This window comes from Rhabdonatronobacter sediminivivens (assembly GCF_013415485.1).
In the GTDB taxonomy this organism is placed as follows: domain Bacteria; phylum Pseudomonadota; class Alphaproteobacteria; order Rhodobacterales; family Rhodobacteraceae; genus Rhabdonatronobacter; species Rhabdonatronobacter sediminivivens.
Genome location: NZ_JACBXS010000057.1, coordinates 1 through 14,813 on the forward strand (window position 1 = coordinate 1; position 14,813 = coordinate 14,813).

The window sequence follows — 14,813 nt, forward strand, 5'->3', positions numbered from 1 at the left end:
AGGATCAGGCGCTGGTTCAGCAGGATCTCGAACCGATCCGCCGTCATGCGGCTGAGCAGGCCGGACAGGCCCAGGCGGTTATGCAGCAGGATCGCGAAGCGATACCATTGACCACGCGCCAGGCTGAGGCGCCCCGTCGTGCGGTATTCGTCGCGCCCTCCGGCCCGCGTGCGTTCGATCAACCGGTCGGCGTCTGACAGCATGGCTTCAGCCAGTCGCGCGGAAATCTGCTGTTCGCGGAAGGCCTCCAGGATCATGTCGCGCTCGCGCCCGGCCAGCGCGACCAGGCCCAGCGTGATGCGGTCCCGGTCGCCGATCTCGTCGGCGGCCTCGGCCTTGCCCATGGCGTCGTCGAGCCGTGTCGCAAAGCGCTTGGCCTCGGAACGGACGATCTCGCGTGTCAGTTCGTGGCGCTTGGTCGTGTTCGCGACTTCCCCGCGCACATTCTCCAGTGCGACGGCGATCACCTGGTTCGATAGTGCCCGGTCCAGTCGCGACAGCCTGTCCAGTCCCAGGAACGAAATGATCCAGCGCAGGGTGGTCCCCTGAAACAGAAGCGTAAAGAGCGTGAAGCCGGTGGCGAGGATGCCGACTTCGCGCTGAATATCGGCCGGCACGCGCAGGTTTTCGGTCACCGCCAGCGCCAGGGCCAGCGTGACCGCCCCGCGCAACCCGCCCCACAGGATGGCGACGCGGTAGGGACGATCAACGCGGGGCGACAGGCGCGCGGCCGTCAGCAGCGGTAAAACGCCGTAGAGCATGAACAGGCGTGCGAAAGTGGCCGCAACGATCACCACGCCGATCAGCGCAAGGTCGCGCAACTGGACGTCCCCCAGCAGGCGCGGAACCAGAAAGGCAGCAAGCAGAAAGATCAGTGCGCCAGCCCAATGGGCCAGCACATCCCAGACCTCGCGCAGATAGGCCCAGCTGGCCGGCGTCAGGCGGCCGGGGCCAAGATAGTTCAGCGTCATCCCGGCCACCACCACGGCGATCACGCCGGAAAATCCCAGCACCTGATCGGCCACCAGATAGGTGACATAGGGCAGCGCCACGCTCAGCGAGACCTGCGCCAGGGGGTAGCGGCGCATCAGCGCGAAGAGCGCGACACAGACCCGCGCGAAGATCCAACCGATCCCGATCCCGCCGAAGACCAGCGTCGGAAAGCCCACCAGCGCGTCGCGCAGCGTGGGGTTCGGCACGCCCAACATCACGAAGGTCAGGAAGAAGCCGAACAGCGCGATGGCAGCGGCGTCGTTCAGCAGGCTCTCGCCCTCGACGATCCGGGTCAGGCGCTGCGGGGCGGCGATGTTGCGAAATATGCTGACAACCGCCGAGGGATCGGTTGTTGCCACAATCGCGCCCAGCATCAGGCAGGCCATCAGCGGCAGCGTGGTGAAGGGCGTCAACGCAAAGCCAATGACGAAAGTCGCCACCACCACCGCCAGCACCGCCATGACCAAGATCGGCACCCAGTCATCAGCCATCCGGCGCAGGTTCAGCCCCAGTGAGACCTGGAACAGCAGCGTCGGCAGCAGGACCGCCAGAAAGACGCTTGAGCGGATGTTCAGCTCGAACATCTCGACGGCCAATGGCAGGCCAAGGAAGTCGCGACCGTGATCGGCCAGAAACACCGCGCCAAGGCCGATCAGCGTGCCGATTATGGCCAGCACCACCGTGTAGGGCAGCCGCGTGCGGTCGGCCAGGGGCTCGCTCAGGGAGATGACGATGAACAGCGCAGCAACAATGCTGACGAGCGAGATGACATCCATGACGGACCCAGAGACTGCGATTGCAGTCTTGCATATGACGAGATGGGGAAACCCAGCCTCAGATGCGTTGTTTCGCCCTCTGGGTCAATCCTCAAGCGGGTGATTCCTGCCTTGCAATGCCTTGATCTGGCGCATCAATCCGACCGCTTCCTCGACATCGATCTGACAGGCGATCCCGGCGCCGCGTTCCGTCTCGAAGCAACCCACGCTGGAGATGCGCGCCAGAACATCCGCAGCGACACTTTCCTCCACCAGCCAGAAAGCCAGGTTGCGGTGCGATGCGACCTCAAGCCCAAGGAACTTTTGTTCTGGCTCAAGCCCCTCACCGCGCGCCGAAGTGATGACGGTGGAACCTGTTGCCCCGGCGGCGCGCGCCGCCTTGAGCACCTCGTCAAGATGGGCGTCGGGCAGGAAGGCAAGGATCAGTTTGAACTTCATGGGTTCCCCCTTTCGGTATCTCGGGCGACGCTCGCCCGGCGTCGGATGATTTCTGTCAGTATGGCAGCGGCCAGCACCGAGATGCCCGAGCAGATCATGGCCAGCACGATCATCCCGAACCCGTCCGCCAGCCCGCTGCGCCCGGGCAGGATCTCGGCCACAGCCACACCATAGGCCGCGATGATCGGCACCGTGACGACCGAGGTCGCGACCGCGCCGCTGTCGAGCGCCAGGGGCACTAGGGCTCGGGGCGCGAGGGCCGCGAGCAGCGCCAGCAAGGTTACCGAGGGAACCAGGACCATTGCCAGGGGTAGCCCCCAGACCAGCCGAAGCCCGGCCAGCCCCAGCCCCAGCCCGAACCCAAGGGCCACCGCGATGCGCAGCACCATCGGCCGGACTGTGCCGCCGGTCAGGTCGCGCACCCTGTCCGCCGTGGCCGCCAGTGTCGGCTCGATCAGGGCAGCGGTCGCGCCGATAGCCACAGCAAAACCCGTGACCGCCAGCGCCTGTGGCCAGCGCGGATCGGTGACCAGCGCTGCCGCGAGGCCACGCGCCAGATCGCCCGCCAGCGGCAGGAGCGCCGCGTCAAGCCCGATCCGGAACAGCGTCAGCCCCACCGCCAGATGCAGCCCGCCGATCAGGACACGGCGCATCAGCGCCCGATCGCGGGCGAGATACCGCGCCGTGAACAGGCCGAGGATCAGCACGATGGGGGCCAGGTCGAAGGCTGTTCGGGCAGCTTCGCGCAGGATCAGGTCCAGCATCTCAGCCCACCGGAACCAGAACGAAGGCGGCGGCGAGGAACAGCAGCATCGGTGTCAGACTGGCGATGACCACCATGCCGAAGCCATCGACCAGCGCGTTGCGGCTGCGCAGGCTTGACGCCAACCCGATCCCCAGCGCCAGCATCAGCGGGATGTTGATGGCCGAGGTTGCAGCGGTGCCAAGGTCCAGAGCCACAGCGACGAAGGGGGCATCGGTGAGCGCTGCGACCAGGGCGATCACACCGTATCCCGGCAGCACCAGCCAGATCAGTGGCCAGCCCTTGAGGATGCGCCAGACCCCCAGCATCAGCGCAAGTCCCAGCCCGAACGCCACGCCGTAGCGTAACTGCACGGTAAGTGCCGCCAGCTGGGTCTCGGTTGCCGGGAAATCGGGATCGGCAACCATGGCACTCGCCGCCTGCGCGGCAACGGCCGCCAGTGCGGGCTCGGCCACGGTGCTGCCGAAGCCAAGGGCAAAAGCAAAGCCCATCAGCCAGACCGGATGGCCGCGCCGCGCCATGGCATCGGCCAGCGCCTCGCCGATAGGAAAGAGGCTCATCTCCAGCCCGCGCACCAGTAGCGTGAGACCGATCAGGATCGCGATCAACCCGGCCAGCAGACCCAGCGGGTCGTCCGGCCAGACGCCCAGCACCAGCCCCTGAAACAGCGCGATGGTCGCCAGGATCGGCGCCATGTCCCGCAGGGTTGCGAGCAGGGCCAGGGCAAGAGGGCGCAATGCGTGCATGCGGTCCGGGCGCTTTCGGGTTTTCTCATCGGTGCTTCAATGCCATACTGCAATGAAACCTGATATTCGACCAGAAGCCCACACCCAATGATGCAATCGATCCTCGTCGCCTCTGACCTGTCAACCCGCTCGAAGCCCGCCCTCCAGCGTGCGTCGCAGCTTGCGGAAGCTTCCGGCGCAGCGCTCTGTGTTCTGCATGTGGTCGAGGATGACTTGCTCGAAGACCGGATGCGCGATGAAATCCAGAGCGCAGAGGATTATCTGACGAAGCAGGTCGAGGGCTTCGGCAAGCCACCAGCCTGCGATGTCGCAGTTACCACAGGCCACGCCTTTCATGTCATCGCGGAAGAAGCGCGCGCCCGTGAGGCCGATCTGATCGTCATGGGTGCGCATCGGCGGCAGTTCCTGCGCGATGTCTTCGTGGGCACGACAATTGAGCGTGTCACCCGCACGGCGGGGCGACCGGTCCTGATGGCCAATTCGAAGACCGGCGAGCGCTGGCGCAAGGTGTTCATCGCAACGGACATGTCCGAGGCCTCGGGCCACGCGGCGCGCAAGGCGCATGCGCTTGGTCTGCTGGAAAATGCCGATGTCACCTTCATTCATGGCTTTGCACCGATCACGCGGCAGATGATGACCCATGCCGGTATCCCGGTTGAACGGGTGCATGAAGAGGCCGAGCGCGAATTCCAGTCCACGCGCCGCGAGCTTGGTCGGTTCGTGCAAGACCTCGATCTGGGTGATCTGAATTACAACGCCCGCATTATCGAGGGCGTCGGTGCCGATGCCATCGCCGGTCTGGTGGAGCAAGCGAAGCCCGACCTTCTGGTAATCGGCACACGCGGGCTTTCGGGGATCAGGCGCCTGTTCTTGGGCAGCGTGGCGCAGGAGCTGATGGGCAGCGTCGAGATCGACGTGCTCGCAGTTCCGCCGCAGGCATGATCGCGCAATAATCCCCCGGCCGACCGGCACTCGTCTAATTATTTTTGCGGGCCGCAGCTTTACAAAGCCTCTCGGAATGTGCATCTCCGATCAGTAGATAGGTGAGGCCAGATCCGTGCGCCATGTTGTCCTGATCCTGGGGCTATTCTTGTTGGGCGCTGCGCTGCAGGGAGGCCATCACCTTGCCAGCAGTTCCGCCGCGCAGGATTGGCCCGCAAGCAGCATTGACGCACTTGCCCCCGAACTGGTCTTGCGCAGCGCATCCCGCTCAGAGCCTGCAGCCGATCCCGGTTCGGACGAAACCCCAAACACCATCAGCGCCCGTTCTGCACAAAACGCCACGCACAGCCCGTTCTGTGCATGGGGCCGCGACATGCGGCCAGACTGTCCTGACATCAACCATGGCAATGCGGCGCGGGCGCCGCCGCTGATCGGCTGAGGAATTTGTCGTGACCTGCATGCAGGTCAGGGATTTCGTTTTCAGTCAGGACACAGCAGATGGATAAACTGCGCCTATGGCTTGTGGTCGGTTTTTTTGCCGGGACATTGGTCTATACGTTACTTGTGATGATCTTGCAGCCGGTTTGATCATCCTTCACCTTTGAGACAGCCGAGATGGACAGGGTGGAGTCTCCTGTCCGTTTCCTGATAGAGCCGTTAACGGTATCTCTCAGGGGTTTGACCAGTGCTTTCAGCGCGTAACTACATCACAGCGCAAGGCGCGCCCCCGGACCCGCGGGGGCGCGCGTGATCTCTCCGCTTGCGTTGGTGCTGGCCCTGCTCGGCGCGGCCGTGGTCATGTTCGCGCTCAACCGGCCGCGCATGGATGTGGTGGCCGTCATCATGATGGTCGCGCTGCCGATGACCGGCGTGATCACCATGTCCGAGGCGCTGGTCGGACTGTCGGACCCCAATATCGTGTTGATCGCGGCGCTGTTCGTGATCGGCGAGGCGTTGGTGCGCACGGGCGTCGCGCAGCGTCTGGGCGACTGGTTGACCGCGCGGGCGGGCGCCAGCGAGGCGAAGATGATCTTCCTGCTGATGGTGATCGTGGCGGGGGTGGGCTCGTTCATGTCCTCAACCGGGGTGGTAGCGATCTTCATCCCCATCGTGCTGCGCATCGCCCGCAACGCGCGCATTCCGGCGGGGCGGTTGATGATGCCGCTGTCGATGGCCGCGTTGATCAGCGGGATGATGACGCTGGTCGCCACTGCGCCCAATCTGGTGGTGCATTCCGAACTGATGCGGCAGGGGCATGAGGGGTTCAGCTTCTTCGCCTTCACCCCTTTCGGCGTGCCGATCCTTGTGCTGGCGATCCTCTACATGCTGGTCGCACGCCGCTTCCTTGCCCCCGGACCCGCGCCCGAACTGCCCGAGCGTGCTGCGCTGACAGGCTGGGTTGCAGATTACGATCTGGCCGGGCGCGAACACCGGTTGCGGTTGCGCCCCGGCTCGATTCTTGCAGGCAAACGGCTGGATACGCTGGATCTGCGCGCCAGTGCCGGGCTCAATATCGTCGCCATCGAACGTGGCAGCCGGTTTCGCCGCAAGCTGATCCATCCGCGCGCCGAAACTGTGCTGGAGCCAGGTGACATCCTGCTGATCGACCAGCGCACGAATGGCGCGTCAGACTTCGATCTGGACGGGTTCGCACAGGCCCATGACCTGATCGCGCTGCCGGTTTCGGGCCAGTGGTTCACCGACACGGCGCAGGAAATCGGCATGGCGCAGATCATCGTGCCGCCGACCTCGCGCCTGATCGGCAGGACCGTCACGCAGGCAAGGTTCCGCAGCACCTATGATCTGTCAGTGATCGGTATGAAGCACGGCACGAAACCCGTGCCCGACAGCGTGCTCGACGAGCCGCTGCGCGCGGGCGACACGCTGCTGACCGTCGGTCCCTGGCGCGCGATCCGCAAACTGGCAGATGAACGCCGCGATCTGATCCTGCTCGACCTGCCAGCCGAGGCCGACGAGGCCGTCCCCGCCCGCCACCGCGCGCCGCTGGCCATAGGCGTGCTGGCGCTGGTGGTGGTGCTGATGGTCTGGGGGATCGTCCCGAATGTTCAGGCAGCGTTGTTCGGATGCCTGCTGCTGGGTCTGTTCCGCTGCATCGACATGGCGGGCGCTTACCGATCGATCCACTGGCAAAGCCTGATCCTGATTGTCGGTATGTTACCCTTCTCGCTGGCACTGCAACGCACCGGCGGAGTCGAGATCGCGGCGCAGGCGCTGCTCGGTGCGCTCGACGGGGCCTCGCCCCGGCTGGTGCTGGCGGCGATCTTCGCGGTGACCGGGCTGCTGGGGCTCTTCATCTCCAACACCGCAACGGCTGTTCTGATGGCCCCGGTGGCGCTGGCCGTCGCCAGCGCCCTCGACGCCTCGCCTTATCCTTTCGCGATGACGGTCGCGCTGGCGGCCTCGGCTGCCTTCATGACCCCTGTCTCTTCGCCGGTGAACACGCTCGTGGTGGGGCCGGGGAACTACCGCTTCGCAGATTTCCTGCGCATCGGCGTGCCTTTCGCGGTGATCTGCATGGCGGCGAGTGTGGTTCTGGTGCCCTTGGTGTTGCCCTTCTGAGCAGCACAGCGCACCCGTGCATCGTGTGCTTCAGGATTGCCGCTTACGCCGTTACTCACCACACGCGACGTGTCGCAACCCCGTTTACGGGCGGTGGCTTGAGTTCCTTTCGGCAATTTGCCGCGCGGTGCCTGAATGGCAGCTTTGGCGAATTCCAGGTCGCAGGTCGAGGGGCCGCTTTGGGCCGCTACCTGCGCTCGCCCCAACCCGGAGGGTTCAGCCGCCCCGACCGCCGCGCACCCTCTGCACCCCCATGCACCGAGCGCGCTTTTTCTAGGACTTCGCGCGCAACTGCAACTCCCAACAATCAGATCGAACTCCCCACCCGACTGCGCGCGCACCACGCGGTAAGTATGTGCTGTGACCAACCACACACAGCAGAAAGCACAGCATGAATCCTTACGAGAATACCCCCACCGCGAAACTGATCGCAGACCGCGTCCGCGATCTGTCGCACCGCAAGACCCAGGCCGAGATCGCCAGCGAGGCAGGCTTTGCCAACGCCAACATGATGACCTTCCTCAAGAACGGGCGCAACAAGGTGCCGCTCGACCGCGTGCCCTCGCTGGCGAAGGCGCTGGAGGTTGACCCCGCGATGCTCATGCGTCTGGCGCTCGACCAGGCGGTAGGCGCGACGGCGGCGCAGGCGATCACCGAGATCTTCGGCACGCCCGTCACGCAGAACGAGCGCGGCTGGCTGGCCGAGATCCGCGACGCTTCCGACAACAGCGACCCGCGTCTGACTGGGCGTGCGCGCACCGCGCTGCGGGGATCTTCGGGAAATGACCTGTGACTTGACCTCTTATGTGCGGGGACCGGCGGGACCGCGGGGCCAGTCCGCATGACCGGGCGTGACATGGACGACACCACCTTCACGCTTCCCACGGCCCCGACCGGGTCGTGGGAGGAGCTGACCCCGAACGAGCGCGCGTGGGTCGAGTTCATCCGCATCATCAGCTGTGGCAGTGATCCGCGGGTCACGCCTGCGCGGATACGGGCGTTGAGCGAGGCGCTCGACATGGGACGGAAGGGCGCGGGACGGGGCGGCGGCTGAGGCTGGGTCGTAGGAATAGTCAGCCGGTTCCCAGGGGCGGGGCAGATGAGGCTGGATCGCGCGAGCGGTCCGGCCTTCACCACCGTTCACTGATGGTCATGGAGTCACTAAAATTTGCTATACATTATGCTATACAATTCGCCATACACCGAAGGCAGAAAGTAATAATTTTCAATTACATGGATGACTAGAGCGAGTAGTATGTCGGACGCTCTCTCCGCCACTTGCCCCAGCGAAAATGTTCTCCCGATCCGGCTGCGGCCGGATTTTTCCGTTGTTTTCGAGGGTTATGCGGGAGGGGCTGAGCACTGGCCTCTGCGCCAGGAGGTCCGGCAGCGGTCTCTCAATGCCAATATTCTCTCAACCTGATGACTGCGCCGATTTAGTGAATAGCTTTCAACAATCTGAAATTTACGTGTTTTTCCGATGCCACCCTGAACACTTCGAACCCGGTGGCGCTCGCTGAGATGGAACAGAACTCCAACTTTCGCCGGCCTACAAATAGCCCGTCATACCGAGTGCCACTAATCGTGCAGCGCCTTGCGAAGCGCATCAGGCGCATCGGCATAGAAGAGAATCTGGACCTTCGTCGCAACGTCGTCCGAGAGGTCGATCAAGGCTCTGCGGCTGGACACGGGCACAAGCACGGCGGCCGCTCCTTTTTCCATGGCCAGTTCGACTACATCGATCGGATTATGGATCGGTTCGATGGTGCCGCCCAAGGTAATGCCGCCGGCGATGACAAGGCCGCCCTTCAACGGCCTTCCCAGGAGAGCGGAACAAAGCCCTATGAGGACGCCGACGCCAAGCTGTTCGCCGCTCTTTGCGGCATCGAAGGACCGAAGCTGGAGAGCAAATTCGTGCTCGCGCGGATTGCGCTCACCGACAAGCTCGCGCGATCTTGCGTAAAGATTCTGTTCCGCGATGCGCGCGCTTTCCCGGAAGGGGCCCGGAGGTGACTGGTTCAGGATGCGGACGCCGCCGCCGGGGCTTTCCGTCACCTCGATACGGAACAAACCCGTGCTTTCGTCCTGGCCACCAGGGCTGATTGCCCAGACCTGGCCGGACGGCAAGGGGTCGGAGCCGATGCTGTCCTCGCTCTGCAACTCCGGGGTCGAGACGAACTTCTCGACGCCATCCAAGCCTATCACGTAGCTGAATTGCGTGTTGCGGAACTCGGCCGAGCCGATGCGCTTCTGCTGCTCCTTCACACGTCGTCGCACTTCGAGGGCGAGACGCACCGCCCATTCAAGATCGTCGTCCGGCACGGCAACGGTCGGATCGGGATAGAGAAGCTTCAACAGGCCGGAGACGGTCTTGTTGACCGCGTTCTGATCGCGGCCGGAGAGAGCGCCGCCGAAATGGACCCGTCCCTGGAGGACGTTGACGCGGCTCTGCGAGCGAAGGCGCGAGAAGCACTCGGCGAGGACGTCGCTGACGAGGCCGAATCGGTTTGTGAAGAGCTCCTTGCTGACCTTGGGAACATCCCATCCGGGCAGGTAGCAGTGGATGCGGTCCATGAAGGCGGTGTCGTTCCGCATCTCGGGCGGCATCGGCCCGAACAGGTGTCCCACCCGCTGCTGATGCTGCACGTCCACGTCGAAATTTCCGACCATGACGATACTGCCTTCGGCGCGGATGCTCTCCCGGCCGCGCGAGAATTCGCCCGACTCCATGTAGCCCTTCATGATGTTGACGCCGTCCTTCTGGTCGAAGGAAACGCCTGAAACCTCATCGAAGCAGACCACATCGTACTGGCAGACAAGGCCGCGCTGGCCGTTCGCCATGTTGACGAACATGCGCGCGACGGTTGCCTTGCCGCCGGATACGAGGTGGGCGTAGGGGGAAACCTGTTGGAAGAGGTGGCTCTTGCCCGTCCCGCGCGGGCCAAGTTCGATCAGATTGTAGTTGCGCTCCACGAAGGGGATCATGCGCAGGAGCGTCGTGTCCTGGGAGCGGGCGCTAAGAGAGGCGGGCTCCAGGCCGATACTGCGCAGTAGGAGGTCTTTCCATTCGCGCGTGGTAAGTTGGGCACGACCGGCAGCTATCTTGTCCAGTATGTCGCGCGTGGATAGCTGGATTTCGCGGAGGCTCAGGACTTCGAACGGCCTGCCGCCCTTCTCCTGTGCGATGCTGGCGTCGTAGCCGAGTTCGATCTCGGCATAGAAGCCGCCGGTGAGCATGCGTTCGTGGTCCAGGACGATCTTGTCCGAGATGCGCACGTCGTTGAGGCGGAGACTCGGCAGGGTCGCCAAGTAGCTGTCAGTCTTGGAGTCGAGCCGGGCGGTGATGATGTCGATGATGCGAACGGAGCCGCGGTCGCGCGCCTTCGATTTGAATAGTTCCTCTTCACCCGCGCGCACCGTTCTATCGGAGAGTTGCGACTGCACCATCTGGAGACCTTCTTCGATCTCCTCGGGCACGGTGCTGGCGCAATAGCGGCCGAGCATGAACTCGACCACATAGGTCGGTACGGGGAACTGCCCGCGAAATCGGCGAACTAGGTCCTTTCGCACGATGTGTCCGGGAAACGCTTCCGCAGCCTTACGGTCCAGGTCGTCGAGCTCAATCACGTCAATCCTCCCCGACCATCAGCGTGCGGTGGGCCAATACCCGACCATCGTCATCCAGTACGACAAGGCAGGCCGCTTCACGCTCATGTTCGTCGCTGACCAGGAACGACGTGCGGCCATGCTCGTCGAGAACCCTGTCGCCCTTGATCAGACTCAGTCCGCTGGTCTCTGAACCGAGGCGCAGATCGACGCGGAGGTCGGCGCCGCCGGTCACTTCGACGCGCAGGCGGAGCCCCTCCCACCTGGTTTGTGTAATGGTGACGGAGCGCTGTGCGCCATCACTCGCCACCCTCAGGACCGGCAGGATGCATTCCTGCGGGCTGACGCCACCGTGCGCATACTCATAGCCTGAATAAAATGACCGCGCGCCCGTCGCCGTCGCCACCGAGACCTCGGGGCTCCAACTCCACGGAACCTGGAGGTAGGACGTCTGCGCCTTGGCTTTGACGAGGGCGCAACGCGTCCGCTTGCCGTTGGGCTCCACCAGGCCGACATCCAGCGCCGCATGGGGCAGCCCGCCCGGCATCAGCAGCCAGCCATGGTCGGTAACGATGTGAAGGCTCCGTCCGGCGCGCACCAACTGAAGGATACGGTCGACCGCATCCCGGACACCTGCAGAAAGCCGCTCAGCTAGCCGCGCCCCCAGCGCATGCCCTTCTTCATCGAACCTGCCGGTCTCCGCCCAGAGCTTCGCGTCGGGGAGAAGGGCGCGGTCCGTTTCCCAGCCTTGCGCTTCCATCAGCTTGAACAGCACGGGTTTCGTCGCCGGCTTGCCTTCTGGGGACAGTGGCAGAACGTCGGAGGTGGTCGGCGGGCCGCTCAGCAGGGACGCCACCGGCGAGACCATCGGCTTGCACGTCGCCGTGACGGTGGGGAACCCTGACCACATCCAGCTCAGCGAGACCTTCACGCCCTCATCCTCCAAGCGGCGAACAAGCTCACGGGCAAGGTCCATGCGCAAGCCGTCCACGAACAGGATCGTGGTGGCACCGGGTCCAGCCTTGGGTGGAGCGGCGAGCTTTACTTTGCCAACCCGGATCAGCTCCTGAAGTGCGAGCGCGCCCTGATCCATCCAAGGCAGATAGACTGCACGCAGCGCTGCTGCGACGGCCTCTCGGTCGAGCTCGCGAGGCGCGACCGCAAGCGCCCGCATCGCAGCCCAATCCACGTCGGCGCCTGCCGCGACATAGGCTTCGGCCAGCGCCTTGCCGTCATGGCTCGGCAGAGTCTCAGCGGCGGCGATTTTCGCGATGAAGGCGAGGGCCTGCGCCAGGGGTGCTTCGCCGCGCCGCGCCCAGACTGTCTCTCGCCGCCAAGCGTGCTTCGCTTCCAACTCACTAATTCTGGCCTTGGCAGTCTCTGGCGAAAGCTCTGCCAGCCCGAGGAGTTTCTGGCGTAGATCCGTTTCGCCCCGAGCATTCAAGCGGGGGTACGAATCCTGGTGCTCGAACAGTGTTCCCGGCTCTTCGAGGCTGAGATAGGTGACGACCTTCTCGAAACCGGTGGAGGCGGCGAAGCGCGTCCAGACTTCAGCCCAGCGCCCTTCGCGCTTGGCCAAGCGCCGCGTAGCGTCCTGTGGAGACAGCTTACGCGGATCGAACTTCAACTGCTTTTCCGCAATATTGGCGAAGGCCGCGAACCGCGCGGGATCGCCCAGCTCGGTGAAGGCGCCGTCGATCCAGTCGAGCATGTCGGCGGCGAGGTCGGGCGCGAGCAGCGCGTTGAGCTGGTCCGCGTTCCAGCGTTGGCCGCGCAGCTCCTCGACGGGGCGCGTGCAGAAGCGCAGCGACGCGTGGGAAAGCGCTGTGCGGGTCGCATTGTCGTCGGCGATGCTAAGCTTGAGCGGCCCGCGTTCGGAGGCCAGGAAGCCGCGCAGCGTCCAGTCCTTGCCGTTGATGTGCCCGAACACGGTACCTGCCACCGTGAACCAGACCAGCGGCTGTAGGAGAGCCGGGCAATCGTCAGCGCCCTTCAGCGTCTCGCGTGCGACGCCGGGCAGATAGAGGATGGGCGTGCTCTCCTCCGGGATGACAACCGCGGGAACAGCACCGGCAACGGCGGCGCGCAACCAAACCGCCGGTCCGGTTCGTGTCGCCGCATCGAACTCGCCGTAAGTCAGCAGCTCCGGAAGCCGTTCGCGCAGCGCCGGCAGCAGCGGTTCGAACTCCCGATTGGCGTCGCACCACACCACCGCTTCCGGCGGCGCCTCGGCCGCGGCGTTGTAGCTCGCGGCGTCGTGCAGGGCGCTGACGAGGGCATCGAGAGGCGTCGTCACTTCGCCGCCTCCACTTGTTTCGCAGCGGCCTCACGCGCGCCGCGCTTCTCGGCCAAGGTGGTGTGATGGTCGTTGCGCCGCTCGCCCTTGAACACGTCGTACCAGGGCGCGGACTGCACATCCTTGCCGCGGTCCTTGTCCTTCAGGATCTTCGATAGGTCATGGGTGAGGACGCCGGCCTTGATGAAGGGGCGGATGTTCTGGCGCACGCCGTCGTCCAGGTCGGGGTCCCAGCCGAGGGGCTGCTGGGCGAGCGACTTCCAGCGAACGAAGATGTCGTAAGGCTTCTCGCCCTCCAGGATCTTCTCCAGCTTTTGCTGAAGCTCGCGACCTTTCTCGTAGCGCAGCGTGTTGTTCTCGGCCTTGGCGCGGGCGAGCCAGTCGCCGAGCAGGGTGTAGGTGAGCTTACGCAGATTGGCTTGGTCGAAGCGGTGATAGTGGACGAAGACCGAGAAGCCGTCCTTCAGCCCGTCCGAGATGTGCCACAGGAACGGACGTTGGCCGAAGAGTGCACAGTGCTGGCGGAACGCGCGATCTCGGACCCAGGCTTCGAGCGAGCCATCACGGGCCGCCTTCTTGTCGAGGAAGTCGTCGGCCTCAGAGATCAGGCGGCGCTCCAATGCGTCGGACCAGTCGGTGCCGAACGCAGTGGCGAGATAGGCGCGGAGGCGATCAGCCAGCGACTTTTCACCAGCGACAGGTGAGACGCCAAGAAGACCGTCGTTGTCTCCCGGTGGTAGTTCTTCGGCCTTTGTGACCCACTCGTGTGCGGAATCCGATAGAAGCAGATTGGAGTCAGACTCTGCTGGCCAGCGATATCCGCAGAGACGCGCCAACGCTACATGTAAAGATGTTCCAGTCGACGCGTCGACTGGGTGTCCATGAAACAACCATTGACTTGCATCATCAGTATAGGGCTTGGGGAATCCATCTGGAAAATTTTCCTCCGCGACTTTTTTCCATTTACTCAGGTCAAATACAACTTTTGCTAGAGTTGAATTTGCAACTTGCATTTTCTGATTTAATTTTCTCACGTCAGATTTGTACTCAGGAGATGACAAATAGCAATAGATAGGCAGTAGCCACTCTTCTTTCCTCGGGAGAAAAACTGCTGCCATGTTATCATAGACAGCTCCGCAGTAGAGGCTTGCTGGTAGGTCGCTCATCCAAGAACATACCACCCCAAGCTTTCCCCAGGCGTGTCGCCCGGAATAAGCACCTCCAAGTCGGCCTTCTTCCTTTAAAGCAGAAGCCTCTCTGGTAAATGGAGTGCCCTCGCTGCGATTCGCGCTCACGAATTGCAGTCCGGAATAAAGAGGGCCAGCGCTTGGTGTGCTTTGATGGTAATTCCAGTGCGCGTAGTCTTCGATTTCCCAGAATCCGCAACGGAATCGCTCTATGTCCAAGGTTGAGGCACCCTGATAGCAATCACAAAATTCGTTAAGTAGTTTTCCCTTTTCTGAAACGCTTGTTGAGATGATTGCATCCGGATTTTCTAGCTGCCCATAGTCAGATTGAATTACTGCTGAGCCAGCCTGAAGGTATTCGGACTTCCCAGATGGAGATTTGATGTTATTTGTATCAAGCCCAAAGAAGTTAGGCTCAGGACCTATTGATTTCAGCCTTGCGGCGTGATTCACGCTCCGCAAGGAGACCAATCAATGAGCAATCTT

11 protein-coding genes are annotated in these 14,813 nt (G+C 63.4%); 4 read left to right on the forward strand and 7 right to left on the reverse strand.

The annotated features are described in order from the left end of the window. From HUK65_RS16675 to HUK65_RS16690, 4 genes are all read right to left on the reverse strand, one after another. Positions 1-1,769, reverse strand: a 1,769-nt coding sequence (locus HUK65_RS16675) for a cation:proton antiporter (RefSeq protein ID WP_179907408.1), incomplete at its 3' end; no start/stop codon positions are given. Positions 1,770-1,853: 84 nt separating this feature from the next. Beyond that, positions 1,854-2,207, reverse strand: coding sequence for a P-II family nitrogen regulator (locus HUK65_RS16680; protein ID WP_179907409.1), 354 nt, complete (start codon positions 2,205-2,207; stop codon positions 1,854-1,856). After that, the gene (locus tag HUK65_RS16685) at positions 2,204-2,971 is read right to left on the reverse strand and encodes a DUF1538 family protein (RefSeq protein ID WP_179907410.1); all 768 of its coding nucleotides are present in this window, start codon (positions 2,969-2,971) and stop codon (positions 2,204-2,206) included. Before HUK65_RS16685 ends, HUK65_RS16680 begins: the two co-directional genes overlap by 4 nt. Position 2,972: 1 nt before the next feature. Then, positions 2,973-3,716, reverse strand: coding sequence for a DUF1538 domain-containing protein (locus HUK65_RS16690; protein WP_179907411.1), 744 nt, complete (start codon positions 3,714-3,716; stop codon positions 2,973-2,975). Between the two features lie 87 nt (positions 3,717-3,803). On the opposite strand from HUK65_RS16690, the gene HUK65_RS16695 reads away from it, so the two are divergent. The 4 genes from HUK65_RS16695 (at position 3,804) to HUK65_RS16710 (ending at position 8,292) form a co-directional block, all read left to right on the forward strand. Beyond that, the gene (locus HUK65_RS16695) at positions 3,804-4,658 is read left to right on the forward strand and encodes a universal stress protein (RefSeq protein ID WP_179907412.1); all 855 of its coding nucleotides are present in this window, start codon (positions 3,804-3,806) and stop codon (positions 4,656-4,658) included. Positions 4,659-5,405: 747 nt separating this feature from the next. Further along, a complete protein-coding gene (locus HUK65_RS16700) occupies positions 5,406-7,238 on the forward strand; it encodes an SLC13 family permease (RefSeq protein WP_327787148.1) in 1,833 nt (610 codons plus the stop codon). Positions 7,239-7,629: 391 nt separating this feature from the next. Beyond that, on the forward strand, positions 7,630-8,031 hold the full coding sequence (locus HUK65_RS16705) for a helix-turn-helix transcriptional regulator (RefSeq protein ID WP_179907413.1): 402 nt from the start codon (positions 7,630-7,632) through the stop codon (positions 8,029-8,031). 63 nt (positions 8,032-8,094) lie between these two features. Then, complete coding sequence (locus tag HUK65_RS16710) at positions 8,095-8,292, forward strand: hypothetical protein (RefSeq protein WP_179907414.1); 198 nt, start codon at positions 8,095-8,097, stop codon at positions 8,290-8,292. Positions 8,293-8,816: 524 nt separating this feature from the next. Here HUK65_RS16710 and brxL read toward each other — a convergent pair. Genes brxL through HUK65_RS16725 form a run of 3 tightly spaced genes read right to left on the reverse strand, consistent with a single transcriptional unit; the run spans position 8,817 to position 14,780 of the window. Then, positions 8,817-10,865, reverse strand: coding sequence for a protease Lon-related BREX system protein BrxL (gene brxL, locus HUK65_RS16715; RefSeq protein ID WP_327787149.1), 2,049 nt, complete (start codon positions 10,863-10,865; stop codon positions 8,817-8,819). 1 nt (position 10,866) lies between these two features. After that, the gene (gene pglZ, locus HUK65_RS16720) at positions 10,867-13,140 is read right to left on the reverse strand and encodes a BREX-1 system phosphatase PglZ type B (RefSeq protein ID WP_179907415.1); all 2,274 of its coding nucleotides are present in this window, start codon (positions 13,138-13,140) and stop codon (positions 10,867-10,869) included. Next, positions 13,137-14,780: a Rho GTPase-activating protein gene (locus HUK65_RS16725; protein ID WP_179907416.1), complete on the reverse strand. Its 1,644-nt coding sequence runs from the start codon at positions 14,778-14,780 to the stop codon at positions 13,137-13,139. The genes pglZ and HUK65_RS16725 overlap by 4 nt, the downstream gene beginning before the upstream one ends. Positions 14,781-14,813: the final 33 nt, after the last annotated feature.

Excerpts from the sequence above, each read along its gene's own strand:
- HUK65_RS16695 (WP_179907412.1), top strand. The coding sequence starts at position 3,804 with ATGATGCAATCGATCCTCGTCGCCTCTGACCTGTCAACCCGCTCGAAG.
- HUK65_RS16690 (WP_179907411.1), bottom strand. The coding sequence starts at position 3,716 with ATGCACGCATTGCGCCCTCTTGCCCTGGCCCTGCTCGCAACCCTGCGG.
- HUK65_RS16705 (WP_179907413.1), top strand. The coding sequence starts at position 7,630 with ATGAATCCTTACGAGAATACCCCCACCGCGAAACTGATCGCAGACCGC.
- HUK65_RS16710 (WP_179907414.1), top strand. The coding sequence starts at position 8,095 with ATGGACGACACCACCTTCACGCTTCCCACGGCCCCGACCGGGTCGTGG.
- HUK65_RS16680 (WP_179907409.1), bottom strand. The coding sequence starts at position 2,207 with ATGAAGTTCAAACTGATCCTTGCCTTCCTGCCCGACGCCCATCTTGAC.
- HUK65_RS16685 (WP_179907410.1), bottom strand. The coding sequence starts at position 2,971 with ATGCTGGACCTGATCCTGCGCGAAGCTGCCCGAACAGCCTTCGACCTG.